General features: G+C 35.9%; 20 protein-coding genes and 8 pseudogenes. 26 read left to right on the top strand and 2 right to left on the bottom strand.

From position 1 onward, the window contains the following. Positions 1-2 precede the first annotated feature (2 nt). From JNUCC21_RS10955 to JNUCC21_RS10895, 13 genes and pseudogenes are all read left to right on the top strand, one after another. Complete coding sequence (locus JNUCC21_RS10955; RefSeq protein ID WP_241768837.1) at positions 3-320, top strand: hypothetical protein; 318 nt, start codon at positions 3-5, stop codon at positions 318-320. A 49-nt stretch (positions 321-369) separates the two neighbouring features. After that, a complete protein-coding gene (locus JNUCC21_RS10950; protein ID WP_163113688.1) occupies positions 370-723 on the top strand; it encodes a hypothetical protein in 354 nt (117 codons plus the stop codon). A 301-nt stretch (positions 724-1024) separates the two neighbouring features. After that, the gene (locus tag JNUCC21_RS10945; RefSeq protein ID WP_160228876.1) at positions 1025-1255 is read left to right on the top strand and encodes a hypothetical protein; all 231 of its coding nucleotides are present in this window, start codon (positions 1025-1027) and stop codon (positions 1253-1255) included. A gap of 20 nt (positions 1256-1275) precedes the next feature. Further along, on the top strand, positions 1276-1467 hold the full coding sequence (locus JNUCC21_RS10940; protein WP_160228874.1) for a hypothetical protein: 192 nt from the start codon (positions 1276-1278) through the stop codon (positions 1465-1467). Positions 1468-1481: 14 nt separating this feature from the next. Next, positions 1482-1694 carry a DUF1653 domain-containing protein gene (locus JNUCC21_RS10935; RefSeq protein WP_160229009.1) on the top strand — a complete coding sequence of 71 codons (213 nt, stop codon included), beginning with the start codon at positions 1482-1484 and terminating at the stop codon, positions 1692-1694. 14 nt (positions 1695-1708) lie between these two features. After that, on the top strand, positions 1709-2176 hold the full coding sequence (locus JNUCC21_RS10930; RefSeq protein ID WP_160228872.1) for a hypothetical protein: 468 nt from the start codon (positions 1709-1711) through the stop codon (positions 2174-2176). A gap of 31 nt (positions 2177-2207) precedes the next feature. Continuing rightward, positions 2208-2336: pseudogene (locus JNUCC21_RS10925) on the top strand (hypothetical protein); the annotation flags it as partial. Positions 2337-2574: 238 nt separating this feature from the next. Beyond that, positions 2575-2724: a hypothetical protein gene (locus JNUCC21_RS10920; RefSeq protein WP_154066726.1), complete on the top strand. Its 150-nt coding sequence runs from the start codon at positions 2575-2577 to the stop codon at positions 2722-2724. Between the two features lie 18 nt (positions 2725-2742). Next, a complete protein-coding gene (locus JNUCC21_RS10915; RefSeq protein ID WP_096034949.1) occupies positions 2743-3093 on the top strand; it encodes a hypothetical protein in 351 nt (116 codons plus the stop codon). Further along, the gene (gene nrdI / locus JNUCC21_RS10910) at positions 3090-3485 is read left to right on the top strand and encodes a class Ib ribonucleoside-diphosphate reductase assembly flavoprotein NrdI (RefSeq protein WP_145979853.1); all 396 of its coding nucleotides are present in this window, start codon (positions 3090-3092) and stop codon (positions 3483-3485) included. Before JNUCC21_RS10915 ends, nrdI begins: the two co-directional genes overlap by 4 nt. Beyond that, a pseudogene (locus JNUCC21_RS10905) lies at positions 3448-4167 on the top strand (ribonucleotide reductase N-terminal alpha domain-containing protein); the annotation flags it as partial. The gene nrdI and the pseudogene JNUCC21_RS10905, both read left to right, overlap by 38 nt. 253 nt (positions 4168-4420) lie before the next feature. Further along, positions 4421-4843: pseudogene (locus JNUCC21_RS10900) on the top strand (ribonucleotide-diphosphate reductase subunit alpha); the annotation flags it as partial. A gap of 280 nt (positions 4844-5123) precedes the next feature. Continuing rightward, positions 5124-6080: pseudogene (locus JNUCC21_RS10895) on the top strand (ribonucleotide-diphosphate reductase subunit alpha); the annotation flags it as partial. A 42-nt stretch (positions 6081-6122) separates the two neighbouring features. Here JNUCC21_RS10895 and JNUCC21_RS10890 read toward each other — a convergent pair. After that, entirely contained in the window at positions 6123-6557 is a 435-nt protein-coding gene (locus JNUCC21_RS10890) for a hypothetical protein (RefSeq protein WP_072589214.1), read from the bottom strand. Between the two features lie 116 nt (positions 6558-6673). Here JNUCC21_RS10890 and JNUCC21_RS10885 point away from each other — a divergent pair. The 9 genes and pseudogenes from JNUCC21_RS10885 to JNUCC21_RS10845 all read left to right on the top strand — a co-directional run. Beyond that, positions 6674-7273: pseudogene (locus JNUCC21_RS10885) on the top strand (ribonucleotide-diphosphate reductase subunit beta); the annotation flags it as partial. A 107-nt stretch (positions 7274-7380) separates the two neighbouring features. Next, entirely contained in the window at positions 7381-7902 is a 522-nt protein-coding gene (locus tag JNUCC21_RS10880; RefSeq protein WP_072589213.1) for an HNH endonuclease signature motif containing protein, read from the top strand. 176 nt (positions 7903-8078) lie between these two features. Beyond that, positions 8079-8468 (top strand): annotated as a pseudogene (locus JNUCC21_RS10875) (ribonucleotide-diphosphate reductase subunit beta); the annotation flags it as partial. Continuing rightward, positions 8461-9180 carry a hypothetical protein gene (locus JNUCC21_RS10870; protein ID WP_072589211.1) on the top strand — a complete coding sequence of 240 codons (720 nt, stop codon included), beginning with the start codon at positions 8461-8463 and terminating at the stop codon, positions 9178-9180. The pseudogene JNUCC21_RS10875 and the gene JNUCC21_RS10870, both read left to right, overlap by 8 nt. After that, positions 9181-9417: a co-chaperone YbbN gene (locus JNUCC21_RS10865; protein ID WP_072589210.1), complete on the top strand. Its 237-nt coding sequence runs from the start codon at positions 9181-9183 to the stop codon at positions 9415-9417. Positions 9418-9660: 243 nt separating this feature from the next. Next, positions 9661-10089 carry a dUTP diphosphatase gene (locus JNUCC21_RS10860; RefSeq protein ID WP_072589209.1) on the top strand — a complete coding sequence of 143 codons (429 nt, stop codon included), beginning with the start codon at positions 9661-9663 and terminating at the stop codon, positions 10087-10089. A 109-nt stretch (positions 10090-10198) separates the two neighbouring features. Then, a complete protein-coding gene (locus JNUCC21_RS10855) occupies positions 10199-10363 on the top strand; it encodes a hypothetical protein (protein WP_162992616.1) in 165 nt (54 codons plus the stop codon). A 374-nt stretch (positions 10364-10737) separates the two neighbouring features. Further along, positions 10738-11046 carry a hypothetical protein gene (locus JNUCC21_RS10850; RefSeq protein WP_369878115.1) on the top strand — a complete coding sequence of 103 codons (309 nt, stop codon included), beginning with the start codon at positions 10738-10740 and terminating at the stop codon, positions 11044-11046. Then, complete coding sequence (locus JNUCC21_RS10845; protein WP_046559727.1) at positions 11039-11338, top strand: hypothetical protein; 300 nt, start codon at positions 11039-11041, stop codon at positions 11336-11338. The genes JNUCC21_RS10850 and JNUCC21_RS10845 overlap by 8 nt, the downstream gene beginning before the upstream one ends. A gap of 453 nt (positions 11339-11791) precedes the next feature. On the opposite strand, the gene JNUCC21_RS10840 is transcribed toward JNUCC21_RS10845, so the two are convergent. Beyond that, a complete protein-coding gene (locus JNUCC21_RS10840; RefSeq protein WP_369878114.1) occupies positions 11792-12400 on the bottom strand; it encodes a DUF1643 domain-containing protein in 609 nt (202 codons plus the stop codon). A 70-nt stretch (positions 12401-12470) separates the two neighbouring features. Here JNUCC21_RS10840 and JNUCC21_RS10835 point away from each other — a divergent pair. The 4 genes and pseudogenes from JNUCC21_RS10835 to JNUCC21_RS10820 all read left to right on the top strand — a co-directional run. Continuing rightward, positions 12471-13013, top strand: a pseudogene (locus JNUCC21_RS10835) (thymidylate synthase); the annotation flags it as partial. A 237-nt stretch (positions 13014-13250) separates the two neighbouring features. Next, entirely contained in the window at positions 13251-14051 is an 801-nt protein-coding gene (locus tag JNUCC21_RS10830; RefSeq protein ID WP_261801496.1) for an NUMOD3 domain-containing DNA-binding protein, read from the top strand. Between the two features lie 82 nt (positions 14052-14133). Beyond that, positions 14134-14430 (top strand): annotated as a pseudogene (locus JNUCC21_RS10825) (thymidylate synthase); the annotation flags it as partial. Beyond that, on the top strand, positions 14430-14936 hold the full coding sequence (locus JNUCC21_RS10820; RefSeq protein WP_369878113.1) for a dihydrofolate reductase: 507 nt from the start codon (positions 14430-14432) through the stop codon (positions 14934-14936). The pseudogene JNUCC21_RS10825 and the gene JNUCC21_RS10820, both read left to right, overlap by 1 nt. Positions 14937-14997: the final 61 nt, after the last annotated feature.

The raw sequence follows: 14997 nt of genomic DNA, 5'->3' as shown, positions 1-14997 counted from the left end.
ACATGGAGGGTGATGTTATGGAATTAACAAAGAAGATTACAACGGTTAGAGGTACATATGAAATTAAATTATCCGTTAAAGAAGGGGAAGTTTTACGATGGCATATTTTAGAATGGGAGGTTAAGGATTTTATTACGAAAAATACATTAGCTGCAGGCAATCAAGTTCCGGGGTTAATCATATACACAGGTTTAAGAAAATGGAGTCTAATTGAACAAGTTAAAAAAATTATTGGAAAAGTAGAAGCAGATGAATTGCGACATAAGGAAAAGAACGAGGATATTGAAGAATTTAATGACTGGAACGGAGTTCTTGTTTAATCGGTTAAAAGTTTTATTTTAAACCAATTTTGCAAAAGGAGAGGCAGATATGATTTTAAAGGAAATCTCTGTTTATAAAGAAAAATTTAATAATTATTTACCGAAGGAAACGAAAATTGTCCTTCACTGCCAGAACATTGAAGCTGTTGAGGATGAGGACAAAATCATAATAAACACTGGTAAGGATTCATTAGCTTTTAAAGTGTTTGGTTTAGACGGAACACATACAGACCCATTGAAAATGAAATTGACAAGCTATGAGGGAGAAACAAAAGTGGTCAAGGTGAACGTAGATAAAATTAAATTCAACACAGATGGAAACTTGGCAGTTAAATTAGAATTTAAAGCACTTAATTCATTAGGGGGCGACATCGGCGAACCTGGAATTTATTCATTACATTAAAAGGATGATTTTATTGAGAAAGGGAAATGAGAAATGCTATGTAGAGAATGTGGGAACTCAACTGATTCTATGTTTTGCAGTAAGAAGCGCCGAGAGTCTTATTTAGACTATCTCAACGGTAAATCGCCGTTGACTCCAGAAGACAATAAAGAATAAAGGATGATGAAGACTGGAATACACTAAACATGGAAATTTAGTAGAAGGCTATATAACATTTAATCTTTATTTTGAGACATTTGAATACAAAGAAGATAGCTTATTAGAACAAGTAAAGTTCACTACAGCTAAAGAGTTATTCAACATGATGCAGCCAGACTATATTGAAGAACTAAAGCAAGAAAACGGTGCAGATCAGGTTGAGCTTCATGATATCACGTTTAGTGCTAAAGAGGATGACACTGAGGCTTTCATCACAATGTATGACAACTCAGGAAACTATCGAATCTCAACAAATCTTGATGTAAGTGGCTTGGATAGCGAGTATAAGGAAACTTTAAAAAGTATTAAAGATATTCTTGATAAGAAATTGTAAACAAATAGGGGAGTTTCTAAATGGCCTATGATGAATATAGAGGAAAGCTAAGTAAACCCAAAGTAAGTGATGTAATCAAAGCATTACAAGATCAACTTGATTTTAACGGAGACACAAGAGTTAGTTTCAGAATTGATGGAGAAGAAACAAGCGATGAAATTCAATTAGATCCATATAAAAATGTTCTTGTGTTGAATTTAGAGGAAGCTTAAGGAGGAAAGCTACAATAGACACATTTGATTTTATCGGATGTCATTATAAACACTATAAAGGTGGCATTTACAAGGTTATTGGAGAGGCAGTTCACACTGAAACAGAAGAAAAGCTGGTTACATATGAAGACCAAGACGGTGCTCTTTGGGCAAGACCTAAAGATATGTTCTTTGGAAAAGTGGTTGTTGATGGTAAAGAGATTGAGAGATTCACTAAAGTAAAATAAAAGGAGAATTGCCTATGGGGATTAAAGCAGCAGTTTTTGAAATAAAAGCAACTTGTTACGCTCATGAAGGATTTAATGACGAAAGTCCATCTGTTCAAGGGGCTGCGTTAGAACAACTAGGCAAGGACATGGTAGATCATTTGCTCGAAAACGGAGTTGATGATGTGAAAATTAAAGGCGATTACGTTGAGGAGTTGGAAGTTAAAAAACCCGTTATGAAGTATTTTGAAGTATGTGACCCATATTACGCATTAATTAAAGCTAATACAAAGGAAAAGGCAATAAAGCTATATACAGAAGAAGTTGCGGATGATGATGGAAACTTAAAAGAAGAGATCAAAGAAGTTGGTATGTTGTACGCAGCAGTAAAACATAGTCGAACAGTAACAGAGGATCAAGAGCTATCTCCGATATCAGATGTTCTCGAAGAGCTTCAAAGTAATGAAGAAAGAGTTTTGATTATGGACGGAAGTTTACTTTAAAGAATAAAAATAAATTAAAAGGATGATGACAATGAATAAAAAACACGGACTTTATTGCATGGGAACACTTGTTAACACTTATGATGATGCTATTGAGGCTCATAATGATGCTGTGTACGCTCAAGAAGAAAGCGGAGTACCGCATGAGGTAAGAGAGATTGATGAAGTAGCTGATTTAAACGAATTTAAATTTAAGCTATCAGAAGAAGCTATTGCTGTAGTCAGCAATACTGTATACACAGCAAGAATGAATCATAATACTGAACAATTCGAAATAACTGACACTACAACCGACAGTACTCTTACTTATACAAAATCAGATATAGACAAGTACATCAAAAACAATGTTTTGGTTTTAGTTTAAATAAAATCACAGTTTCAAAGGAAGGGGAAGCAAAATGAGTGCAGCAAGAAAGTGGAGAGATTTGAGAAGCAAGTTAATTGGATATAAGGCATTCGGTAAGTTCAGTGATGTTGTTATTAACCATATTCTCAATGATATGGATGAGTTGGACGTAAGACACGAAAAAGATAAAAACAAAAAATAGAGAAAAGGGAGTTGTGGAATGGGAGCTGCTAAACAGTTATACGTTAAGCGCAGTCACTTTGTAACCATGGATGAAGCAAAAGAAAATACGCAAGTACATATGAAGAATGGTGGTTCATACACTGCTTTAAAAGGAGAGCTGATTGCGACCAATCTTGAAGGGGATCAAATGGTTATCACACAAGAGCAGAAGGATAACTACATTCCAGTACCAATGACAAAGCTATCAGATTATGAAGCTCAAATGGCCAAAGGCTATGCTGAAATGGCCGAGATCAATTTAGAAATGTCTGAAGCATTCCATCATGCTGAAAATGAAGCAGAAACAACCACGAACAGCTTAGTTAACGGGGAATATAAAGAGTATTGATTATTACATATGAAAGCAAGACAGGTAACGTGAAAAGGTTTGCTCAAGCTTTACAAAGGGAGTTAAACTTCGATGTCATTGAAATTACAGATGACTTAATCATTGAAGAAGAATTTATACATATTACATATACGATAGGCTTTGGGGAAGTGCCTGAAAGGACTTTGAATTTTATTATTAAGAATAAAAATAAAATAAAAGGAGTTGCTGTGAGTGGTAACAAGGTTTGGGGTGATAACTATGGTTTAGCTGGTGACAAACTCTCAGCAATGTTTCACGTACCATTGTTATTAAAGTTTGAACTAAGTGGAACAAAACAAGATTTGCAGAAGATTAATCGGGAGGTACAACTTATTGACAAACACAATACCAAAGTGGATCAAGCTCAATAATGAGATCATGATTCAGAAAGACGGTAAATTTCAATTTGAGAAGGATAAAGAGGCTGTACATAGCTATTTTGTAGACTATATCAATCAAAACACAGTTTTCTTTCACGATTTAAAAGAGAAGCTGGATTATCTGATTAAAAATGAATATTACGAAGAAGAATTCTTAAGCGAGTACACATTTGAGCAGATTAAAACGATTTTTAAACTTGCTTACAGTTACAAATTCAGATTCCCATCTTTCATGAGTGCCTTTAAGTTCTACAATGACTATGCATTGAAGACAAACGACAAAACAAAGATCCTGGAGAGATACGAGGATCGTGTCTCAATTGTAGCTTTATTTTTCGCAGGTGGAGACTATGAGAAAGCGGTTAAGAATGTGCGTACTATGATGAAACAAGAGTATCAACCAGCTACGCCGGCTTTCATTAATGCTGGTCGTAAGCGAAGGGGTGAAATGGTCAGTTGCTTCCTACTTGAAGTAGGTGACAGTTTGAATGATATTTCACGTGCTATTGATATTTCAATGCAACTGTCTAAGTTAGGCGGTGGCGTAGCATTAAACTTAAATAAATTAAGAGCCAAAGGCGAAGCCATTAAAGATGTGGAAAATGTAACAAAAGGCGTCGTAGGTGTTATGAAGCTATTGGATAATGCTTTTAGATATGCCGATCAAATGGGTTGATTTGGCCCCTTTCGTCAGAAATGGCGATCGAAAACCTCTTTAATTCATGGGAACTCCTACAAGGACAATCATGAGCGAAGCTAGACTAAAGTCTTGAACGTGCAACGACTAGCCGAAAGGCGTAGGCTGCAAGCTATTGGCAGTCGAAACAGGAGGCACCCTTAGTGGGTGAAGATATAGTCTAACCTTCATGGTAACATGAAGCAGCCATATGGCGGGACGTGCTTAGCGAACACGTCTGAATGGTCTGCAAAGACAAGGATCAGGTGCGGCTTATCTAAGTGTATTCCACCCAGATATTACAGAGTTCCTGGATACCAAAAAAATCTCAGCAGATGAAGATGTCCGAGTTAAAACACTGTCTATTGGAGTAGTTGTTCCTGATAAATTTATTGAATTGGCAAGAGAAGATAAGGATTTTTACATGTTCTATCCTCATTCAGTTTACAAAGAATATGGGCAGTATCTTGATGAGATGGACATCAATAAAATGTATGATGAGCTTGTTGAAAACCCTAAAGTTAGGAAAACAAAGGGGAATGCTCGAAAGCTGTTGGAGCAATTGGCCATTCTAAGAAGTGAATCTGGCTATCCGTATATTATGTTTGCAGACAATGTAAATAAAGTGCATCCAAATGAACACATTTCAAAAGTGAAGTTTTCTAATTTGTGTTAACTGTAGCACCTTCGGTCAGTAATGATCGTAGCAAACCCGTCTAAACGGTGAAACTCTATTCAATAGACAATACCGTGCTAAACCGCATCTTGCGGAAATGCCGAACGACTATCGAAACCACGCACTAGCGTAAGGAAGTAGAGTACATCGCAAGCATATGGCGATGGAAACGGCGGGCGGCCTTATAGGTCGATGATATAGTCTATTCTTACGAGTGATCGTAAGCAGTTCATAAGAGAACGGACGAGAGTGTTGCGCCTTTCGTTGAATATTAAAGTCAGAGGTGCTCCAAGCATCACAAGTGTCAGTCTATACAGATTACGATCAGGAAGATGAAATTGGATTAGATATTTCATGTAATCTTGGATCCATGAACATTGTAAATGTAATGAATAATCGATCAATTGCTTCAACGGTTAGAATAGCAATTGACTCATTGACAACTGTTACAAGAAAAACAAACATTGTTAATGCCCCAGCTGTTGCGAGAGCAAATATACTAATGCGATCAATTGGTCTAGGGCAGATGAACCTGCATGGTTTTCTAGCTCAAAATAAAATCGCTTATGAAAGTGAAGAAGCTAAGGATTTTGCAAATACATATTTTATGATGGTTAACTTCTACTCCCTGCAGCGTTCAATGGAAATTGCACGAGAAACAGGGGAGACGTACTACAAGTTTGATGGGTCGACCTACAAATCAGGTAAGTATTTTGATAAGTACGTGACAAATGATTATAGCCCTAAATATGAAAAGGTTAAAAACCTGTTTGGAGATCAACATATTCCTAACATTGAAGATTGGATGAAGCTTAAAGAGGATGTTATGAAATATGGCTTGTATCATTCGTATAGGCAGGCTATTGCACCTACAGGAAGCATCTCATACGTTCAATCATCTACGGCCGGTGTAATGCCTATTATGGAGAGAATCGAGGAACGTACATACGGAAACAGTAAGACATATTATCCAATGCCAGGTTTATCGGCTCAAAATTGGTTCTTCTATAAGGAAGCTTATGATATGGACATGTTTAAGGTAGTTGATCTTATTGCAACTATACAGCAGCACGTCGATCAAGGGATTTCATTTACACTTTTCTTAAAGGATACGATGACGACGCGCGATCTAAACCGGATTGACTTATACGCGCATCACAAAGGAATTAAAACGCTGTATTATGCTCGAACGAAGGATACTGGGCAGGAAGGTTGCTTGTCATGTGTTGTTTAAACAAAAAAGGAGTCAGTCTCTGTCTGACCCCTGGGTTTTTAATTAAAGTCCCCTTGCTTTAACAAAAGCCTTAATATCTTCACCGTCATCATTTGTTACACGGACTTTATAAGAACCTTCTATATCTTTTACGTAAAAGGTTGTTTCTTTGAACTTTCCTGGTTTCACTGTAATACCGTCTGCTATTCTCTTGCCGTCAGGGTTCGTAATTCTGTACTCAAAAGGGTAGGCTCCATCATTCGCAATGTAAATTCTGATTTGGTCGTCTTCACTTCCATAATAATCGAAATAAAAGGTTCCTTTAGCTGAAAATATACCAGTTTCACAAATTAGAGTGCCACCGCCTTTACACCTATCATCTGCTAAAGGATTTATGACTTTCACAGGATTTTGAAGCGGCTTAGCTGAAGCAGCAGTACTACCAATAGTAGGTATTAGCCCTAAAACTAAAGCACCAATAATCAGTTTCTTTTTCATTTTTTATTCCTCCCTTAATAGTGAATATGTTGCATTATAAGACTTACAACATTTATAAAATATTTCCTTCATTTTACAAGTGTTAAGGGAGGAAATATATCTAGGAGGTCACATTTTTGTCACAACTAAAGAAAAACAAGCAGTATACTGCAGCAAACTGGTCAAAGCATGAAGATGATTTCACCCAAATGTTTTACAACCAAAACGTAAAGCAGTTTTGGCTTCCGGAAGAGATCGCATTAAACGGCGATCTTCTCACTTGGAAGTATTTGGGTAAAAATGAGCAAGACACTTATATGAAAGTTTTAGCCGGGCTTACATTATTGGACACAGAGCAGGGGAACACTGGCATGCCGATTGTGGCCGAGCACGTCGAAGGTCATCAGCGAAAAGCGGTTCTTAATTTCATGGCGATGATGGAAAACGCGGTGCACGCAAAATCCTACAGCAACATATTTCTAACTTTGGCTCCAACCGAGAAGATCAATGAAGTCTTCGAATGGGTGAAAAACAATAGGTTTCTTCAAAAGAAGGCTAGAACAATTGTTTTAATTTATAAAGCAGTTCAGAAAAACGATGATATCTCCTTATTTAAAGCAATGGTTGCATCTGTGTTTCTAGAGAGTTTCCTTTTCTATTCAGGGTTTTATTATCCACTTTACTTTTATGGACAAGGGAAGCTCATGCAGAGTGGAGAGATTATTAACCTGATTATTTAATAGTCCCTTTTGTCGGCAACGGCAAATGTGAACCTCTCTAATTGCTGGAAAATCCTTTTTAGGACAATCAGCAGCGAAGCTATGCGAACCCAAAGGAGGTGAAAATGATAAGGAAAGAAGTCGAAGAAGCACCTTGGTGGATAACGGAAACGGGAGTTATCATATCAAAAAAATTAAAGAAACCAAGAAAGACATTTATTACTCCACATGGCTATGAAATGATAGGATACACGCATCCGAATAAAGGAACACAGAACTTTTTAGTACATAGGTTAGTCGCAAAATATTTTATTCATGAAATACCAAAAGGAATGTTTGTAAACCACATAGATGGAAATAAACTAAACAATCACGTTCGGAACTTAGAGATAGTTACACCTAAAGAAAATACTCTACATGCAATGAAAATTGGATTAATGTCAGGACAACCTGGAGAAAGTAATTCAATGTCAAAACTCACAGACTCAGAGGCAACAAATTTAATCTATGATTTGCTTGCTGGAATGAACAATGTTGAAGCTGGTGAAAAATACAGCCTTCATCCCCGTTACGTTAGTCTGATTCGACATAAAAGAAGATGGAAGACTTTATGGGATCGCATAGAACGTTCAACGACTATCGCATAGGCGGCGAAATTCCGCAAAACGAGTAGGGCGCAAGCTATTGGCGTGGGTGAGAACCCCTTAAATCGAAACGGGAGGCATCCTACAGGGATGATGATATAGTCTGCTCCTTACGGTAACGTAAGGCGGTTGCGACAGGGCAACGAGCCGAGAGTAGCGAACTCGGTTGAACTAAAGGTATTAGAGACGAGGCGCTACACGGCGTATACATCGGTTTATTAGCTCAAGAGATATATAAGAAACAAACGCCTCAGAAGCAAAAAGAAATGTATGAATGGGCTTTAAGTTTGCTCCAAGAGCTTTATGAAAATGAATTAGAGTATACAGAAGATGTTTATGATCAGGTTGGTTTAGCTCCAGATGTAAAGAAATTCATCAGATACAACGCAAATAAAGCATTAAACAATCTGGGCTTTGATCATTGGTTTGAAGAAGAGGATGTTAATCCAATCGTTATTAATGGATTGAGTACTAAAACTAAGTCGCATGACTTCTTTTCAATGAAGGGCGTTGGCTATAAAAAAGCAACAGTAGAATCATTAAGGGACACGGATTTTATATTTGATTAACCTTAAAAAAGACAGTCTTGTCGGTAAAGTTTATGTGAATAACGCAAACCAAAAGTACAAAGTGGTTCAAGTTTTTAGAGAAATGAACAGATATAAATATAGAATTCGTTTTCTTAAAACTGGGTATGGAAGAGTTGTTGAAAAAGTTGAAATGAAACGCGGGAAGATAAAAGATAAGTTTGAGAAGTCTGTATTCGGAGTAGGGTACATGGGCAATGTGAAAATGACTGATCATAAAAAGGAGTACAGTGTTTGGAGTGGAATGCTTGAGCGTTGCTATCATCCAAGGGGATGTGGTTATGAAAGATACGGTGCCAAAGGAGTGACTGTGGAAAGAAGGTGGCATTGCTTCGAGAATTTTTTAGAGGATCTCCCTTTAATCAAAGGGTATGATGAGATCCTGTTTTCTCAAGGAAAGATTCATTTGGATAAAGATAAAATTCAAATAAATGTGCCAATAAATAAAAGGAAATACTCACTTGTAACATGTTGCTTCTTAACTAAGAAAGAAAACAACAATTATAGAGACTTAGAAAATATAAAAAAAGAAATATTCGCATTATCTCCTGAAGGAGTTTTGATTGAAGCTAAAGGAATTAGGGAGTTTGCAAGAGACCATGGATTAATTAAACAAGGTATTATGCGGTGTTTATCTGGAAGGGCTAAAACACATAAAGGATGGAAATTCAAATATAAAAGAGAGGCGATTTAAATGAGATTAATTAAATTAGAGCAACCGAATTGTAATCCCTGCAAAATGGTATCCAATTATTTAAATAATGCAGGAGTTGAATATGAGACAGTTGATGTTACACAGAAGCCAGAAGTGGCAGCGCAATTTGAGGTAATGGGTGTACCGGTAACTATACTGCTTAATGAGCAAGAAGAAGTAAAGCGTAGTGTTGGATTTAAGCCTGAAGAACTTGATGAACTACTAAAGGGATTATAATAAAAAATTTCCTTAGGGGAGGGCTAACCATATTCGGTTGGAATATTAACGAGATTTCATGGTGGAAGTACATACTGCTGTTAATTTTTTTAATTACTCTAATACCTTTGTTGATAATGGATTGGATAACTTTCTGTAAGATTAAGCATATTGACAGGATTATTCAACGATATTCATGTTGGGCGGCCTATTTAATTTTTGGATAGTTTTTTCACATAATAAAACAAAAGGAGCTAATAAATAATGAAAATTAAAATCAAATATCTAGACGAAACTCAAACGAGAATTAGCAAAATTGAGCAAGGGGATTGGATTGATCTTCGAGCAGCTGAAGATGTAGCAATCAAAAAGGACGAATTTAAACTCATTCCATTAGGAGTAGCGATGGAGCTACCAGAAGGATATGAGGCTCATGTTGTTCCGCGTTCAAGCACATTTAAAAACTTTGGCATCATTGAGACAAACTCAATGGGTGTTATTGATGAGTCCTACAAGGGAGACAATGATTTCTGGTTCTTTCCGGCTTATGCCTTACGGGATACAGAAATTAAAAAAGGGGATCGTATCTGTCAGTTCAGAATCATGAAGAAGATGCCTGCAGTTGAATTGATCGAGGTAGATCATCTAGGCAACGATGATCGAGGTGGACACGGATCGACTGGAACTAAGTAATACAAGCCCTGGCTTAGATCATGATGTTTGTCCAGTGGAGGGTCTTAGCCAGGGTACAACTTAAAATACTCAAAAAATTCAACAATTATACCTACAAAGGAGATGCTGGATGAAAAAAAGATTACGTAAAAAGGCGTGGATGACAGGGAATACAAAACATGGCGAATTCATGTTTAATGTAATTGATAAGGTAAATGCAGATGGATATGTGTATTATCCAAAAGGACGCTATCATGTAGACAGAAAAGGGAACATGTACAAGTTTAAAATTTAGAAAAAAGCGAAATTATGATGACTGAAGTTTATAAAGAACTTAGGGATACCAAAGGGTTTATTTTTTCACATTTATCACATTAATGTAGGGATGTCGATTGAACGAACATCTCTATAAAAGAAGACTTTTAACCAAATTATGAGGAGGAAATATGCCATAAACAACAGCCATAAAGATTCATAATCAAAATATGATGACATGCTCTTCAGGAATGGTCTGTGTTTAGGATTTATTCAAAAACATGGGCTTGAAGATGTGTTTTTGGAGCATATGAAACAAGTTGCAGCTTATGAAGAAGACCAAAGGTATAGAGTTGCAACAGTTAATTTTTTGAGTTTATTAGAATCAAATTAAAACAAAAAGGAGATTTGAAAATGAAAATTTCAATTAAAACAAGGCTACATCCGACTGATCAATATAAGGTTGACGACTTTATTAATGCATTTAAGAACTTGCCGCCAGAAATAAGAATTCAGCTTTCTATGGACAACGGGAACAGTTGGCTGTTAGAACAAGTGTCAGTGAAAACAGAAAGAATCCTTCTTGATTGTTTACAAGAAGAAATTAAAAATACTGATAATCACCCTCTTTATTCTCATGCCACTTCATTAGGGCAAACTGTATTCCACAATACTCATAAAATTGCCGATGTTTTCAAAGAGTATGTGAAGAAATATGAATAATCACATAAAGAAAATAAAAAACCATCTAAAAGAAATAGACAACCTTAAAAATGGCCTAAAATTATTCAGTGAAGATGAAGAAGAATACATAAGCTTATTAGCTAAGATTCAACATCAGTTTGATTTAATTTCAGATGAATCATTGGAAGGGTTTAAAGAACTAACATTACAAATAAGAAACACAGGTCAGAAAAGAATTCAACGGGGAATTGATCAGTTACCTCACGCAATCAAAGAAAGTGTAAGTGAGGAAATTAAAGACATGAAGAGAGCAGGAGAGTTGTTTGATTAAGTATAGTCATTTATAGAATAAAAATAAAATAAGGAGATGTATTAGGATTACATATTTTACATTATTACTTGCAGCATACTTATTTGCACTAAACATAAATGAAATTAGATTAATTACACGAGGAGAACAGAATGTATACGCTAAAGTTACGCATATGCTTTCTAACACACCCTATAAAGAACTGAAGAAAAATAAGAACTTAGTGTTTACCATGACATTATTCAAGGGGATTTCGTTCATTATCCCCTTGGCTACTATCGGACTGATCACGCACGGTAACTTGCTAATGTTAGCTTGGACAGCTTTTGCTTTAATATATACCGGTTTAACAATGTTTAAAATTCTTGATGTTTTGGACGGTGACTCAAACAATAAACAAAACAAGTTCGTATATATGCTTTTTGTTTGCGGTAATATTGTCTTCGTGGTTAACTTTATTATTTATCGTTTCATTTAAGCGTCTAATTCATGAAACGGTTCGAGCCATTTAAGCCCAGGTCTAGAGGGATGTCTTGGTGAATTCTTAACTGTGAGCAACCTGTTGTAATGGGTTTTGATAACAAATGCCTCGTCTTTATTTATTCCTTTTAGGAGCTGTTTAACATCTTGACATTGTTTATTAAAACTTCGTTTATCGAATCGTTTTGGACAATCGCCCCAAGCAAAGATTACTTTTTTAGATTCTTTAGCTAAATTGGCTATAATTTGATGATTAGTCTTAACAGTAGCTTCATACAGGCTACTGTCCTCTTTTTGAAGCTTCTGAATTATTGAGGACAATTCTTCTGAATTTGTTTCGTAAAAAGGATATAGATTGACAATATGAATGGATCCAACTTCATTTAATGAGTGGCTAAAATTACATAACTTAGTTATAGTGAGGTCGGATACTTCTTTGTCAGCAATACTGGGATTTAACATAATAAACACATATGAAGAGTCTAAATTATTATTAAGCTTTATTGATAAACAATATCTTGCTTCAATTGAGTCTGTTAATCTTTCAGTTTTACATTCCAGTACTTCTTTAACCACCGCTGGCTTGTATTTGTAAACAGACAAAAAGATCACCTCTTTCCATTATGTGGGCAAGAATATTTTACCAAACGATGGATTTGAAAGGAAGGAAATTATGAGTCAATTTGATAAGCAGTACAACACAATCATAAATGACATAATTAATAATGGAGTATCAGACAAAGAATTCGATGTCAGAACCAAATGGGATACAGATGGGACACTGGCACATACACTCAGTGTAATCAGTAAGCAAATGCGGTTTGATAATTCCGAAGTACCGATTTTAACGACTAAAAAAGTCGCCTGGAAAACAGCAATCAAGGAATTGCTTTGGATCTGGCAGCTTAAATCAAATGATGTTAACGAATTAAACAAGATGGGCGTACATATTTGGGATCAATGGAAACAAGAAGACAACACGATAGGCAATGCATATGGCTATCAGCTTGGTAAAAAGAACAGAATGCTAAACGGTGAGAAAGTTGACCAGGTTGATTATCTTCTCCATCAGTTGAAAAACAACCCATCTTCACGTAGACATATTACAACGCTTTGGAATCCGGATGATTTAGACTCTATGGCTTTACCGCCTTGTGTGTATGAGACGCAATGGTACATAAAACAAGGTAAGCTTCATTTAGAGGTAAGAGCCCGTTAATTACTAGCGGCTTTGCGTAGTAATACGCATTGTTAACTCTGTTAATTGCTGGGAAGCCCTAACGTGAATGTAGCCGAGGGTAATCAGCAGCCAAGCACCTAAAAGGGTGAAGGTTCAACGACTATCGAAACCCCATCTGTTGGAGGGAGTAGAGTACATCACAAGCTATTGGTGATGGAAAAGCAGAGTATCCTATTTGATCCTGTATTATAATTTAAAGTAGAGGGTGATTAAATAAAATCAGGCGTTTATAAAATAACAAATAAAAATACAGGAAAGTTTTATATTGGCAGTTCAGAAGACTGTGAAAAGAGGCTAAAAGTACATTTTAGAAATCTAAAAAACAATAGACATATTAATAGATATTTAAATAACTCGTTTAATAAACATGGAGAGCAGGTATTTATTGGAGAGGTAGTACATATTTTACCCAAAGAAGAGGCTATGGCCAAGGAGCAATGGTATATTGATAATTTTTATGAAGAAATGTACAACATAAGTAAATCAGCTTACCGTGGCGGTGACCTAACAAGCTATCACCCAGATAAAACAAATATCATCCTCAAAAGAGCCGACAGTTTGAAGAAAGTCTATTTGAAGATGTCGCCTGAAGAAAAGGCTAAGCGATGGCAATATGTTCAAGGAGAAAATAATCCGATGTTTGGAAGAAAGCATACTGAAACGACAAAGCTAAAGATATCAAATCATAATAAGCTTTATTACTCAACTCACGATAACCCTTTTAAAGGTAAAAAACATAGTGAGGAGAGTAAGGCCAAGTTGTCAGAATATGCTTCTCAAAGAGTGGGTGAAAAAAATCCGTTCTATGGAAAAACACACAGTGATGAATTTAAGACTTATATGTCTAAAAAGTTTAAAGGCAGAAAGCCGAAAAATTCAAGACCAGTTATCATAGATGGAACAGAATATGAAAGTGCTACAGAAGCTTCAAGGCAGTTAAATGTAGTTCCTGCTACTATCCTCCATAGAATCAAAAGCAAAAATGACAAATACAGTGGATACTTTTACAAATAGGATAATGATATAGTCTGACCTTTATGGAAACATAAAGCTGCGAAAGCGGGTAGAAAGTAGCGACTTCTACTGAACATAAGTGAGTAACGATATGGCTTTAGGGAATCCGTTTAATGTGTTTCAGTACAATGTATTGCAACGTATGATTGCTCAAGTTACTGGCTATGAGCTAGGTGAGTATATCTTCAATATCGGAGACTGTCATGTATATACTCGTCATATAGACAATTTAAAGATTCAAATGGACAGAGAGCAGTATGAAGCACCTGAGTTATGGATTAATCCAGATGTAAAAGATTTTTATGATTTCACAATTGATGATTTCAAATTGATTAATTATAAGCATGGAGACAAGCTTTACTTTGAGGTAGCAGTATAATGCTATCTCTTATTGCTTGCTGCGATAAATCAATGGCCATTGGGTATGAAAATAATTTGCTTTACCATATTCCTGAAGACATGAAACGTTTTAAAGAACTCACTACAGGAAAGTTGTGTATTCAGGGAAGGTTTACATATGAATCAATCATAAACATAACAGGAAAAACACTTCAGAACCGAAGGAATATCATATTAACCAAAAACAAAGATTTCAAGCCTGATCACTCTTCATTCGTTTATCATTCGGTTGACGATGTGTTGAAGCTTATACGTGGTCAACTGGATACAAATGAAGAGGTAATGGTCATTGGAGGAGGTGCTATATACGAGGCATTCTTGCCACATGCTGATAAGGTTTATTTGACGATTGTTGATTCAGTTGCAGAGAAGGCAGATTCATATTTTCCTAGGTTAAATGACGATTGGAGAGCAATTGAAAAGGATCACAGAAAAGCAGAAAACAATACCACATTTAATTATTCATTTGTGACTTACTCAAAATAATTTAAGGATAAAAATAAAATAGTTATAGACTTTTGAAAAGTTGAATGATAAGATAAAGACA

Origin of the sequence: Bacillus sp. JNUCC-21 (assembly GCF_041222765.1) — a bacterium.
Taxonomy (GTDB): domain Bacteria; phylum Bacillota; class Bacilli; order Bacillales; family Bacillaceae; genus Bacillus; species Bacillus velezensis.
Note: the sequence above shows the minus strand (reverse complement) of the source record. Positions and strands in the feature narration are given on the sequence as shown.

Coding starts and splice junctions, on each gene's coding strand:
- JNUCC21_RS10855 (WP_162992616.1), top strand. CDS start 10,199: ATGAAAAAAAGATTACGTAAAAAGGCGTGGATGACAGGGAATACAAAA.
- JNUCC21_RS10955 (WP_241768837.1), top strand. CDS start 3: ATGGAGGGTGATGTTATGGAATTAACAAAGAAGATTACAACGGTTAGA.
- JNUCC21_RS10820 (WP_369878113.1), top strand. CDS start 14,430: ATGCTATCTCTTATTGCTTGCTGCGATAAATCAATGGCCATTGGGTAT.
- JNUCC21_RS10845 (WP_046559727.1), top strand. CDS start 11,039: ATGAATAATCACATAAAGAAAATAAAAAACCATCTAAAAGAAATAGAC.
- JNUCC21_RS10940 (WP_160228874.1), top strand. CDS start 1,276: ATGGCCTATGATGAATATAGAGGAAAGCTAAGTAAACCCAAAGTAAGT.
- JNUCC21_RS10850 (WP_369878115.1), top strand. CDS start 10,738: ATGAAAATTTCAATTAAAACAAGGCTACATCCGACTGATCAATATAAG.
- JNUCC21_RS10860 (WP_072589209.1), top strand. CDS start 9,661: ATGAAAATTAAAATCAAATATCTAGACGAAACTCAAACGAGAATTAGC.
- JNUCC21_RS10950 (WP_163113688.1), top strand. CDS start 370: ATGATTTTAAAGGAAATCTCTGTTTATAAAGAAAAATTTAATAATTAT.
- JNUCC21_RS10945 (WP_160228876.1), top strand. CDS start 1,025: ATGATGCAGCCAGACTATATTGAAGAACTAAAGCAAGAAAACGGTGCA.
- JNUCC21_RS10920 (WP_154066726.1), top strand. CDS start 2,575: ATGAGTGCAGCAAGAAAGTGGAGAGATTTGAGAAGCAAGTTAATTGGA.
- JNUCC21_RS10880 (WP_072589213.1), top strand. CDS start 7,381: ATGATAAGGAAAGAAGTCGAAGAAGCACCTTGGTGGATAACGGAAACG.
- JNUCC21_RS10930 (WP_160228872.1), top strand. CDS start 1,709: ATGGGGATTAAAGCAGCAGTTTTTGAAATAAAAGCAACTTGTTACGCT.
- JNUCC21_RS10915 (WP_096034949.1), top strand. CDS start 2,743: ATGGGAGCTGCTAAACAGTTATACGTTAAGCGCAGTCACTTTGTAACC.
- JNUCC21_RS10865 (WP_072589210.1), top strand. CDS start 9,181: ATGAGATTAATTAAATTAGAGCAACCGAATTGTAATCCCTGCAAAATG.
- JNUCC21_RS10890 (WP_072589214.1), bottom strand. CDS start 6,557: ATGAAAAAGAAACTGATTATTGGTGCTTTAGTTTTAGGGCTAATACCT.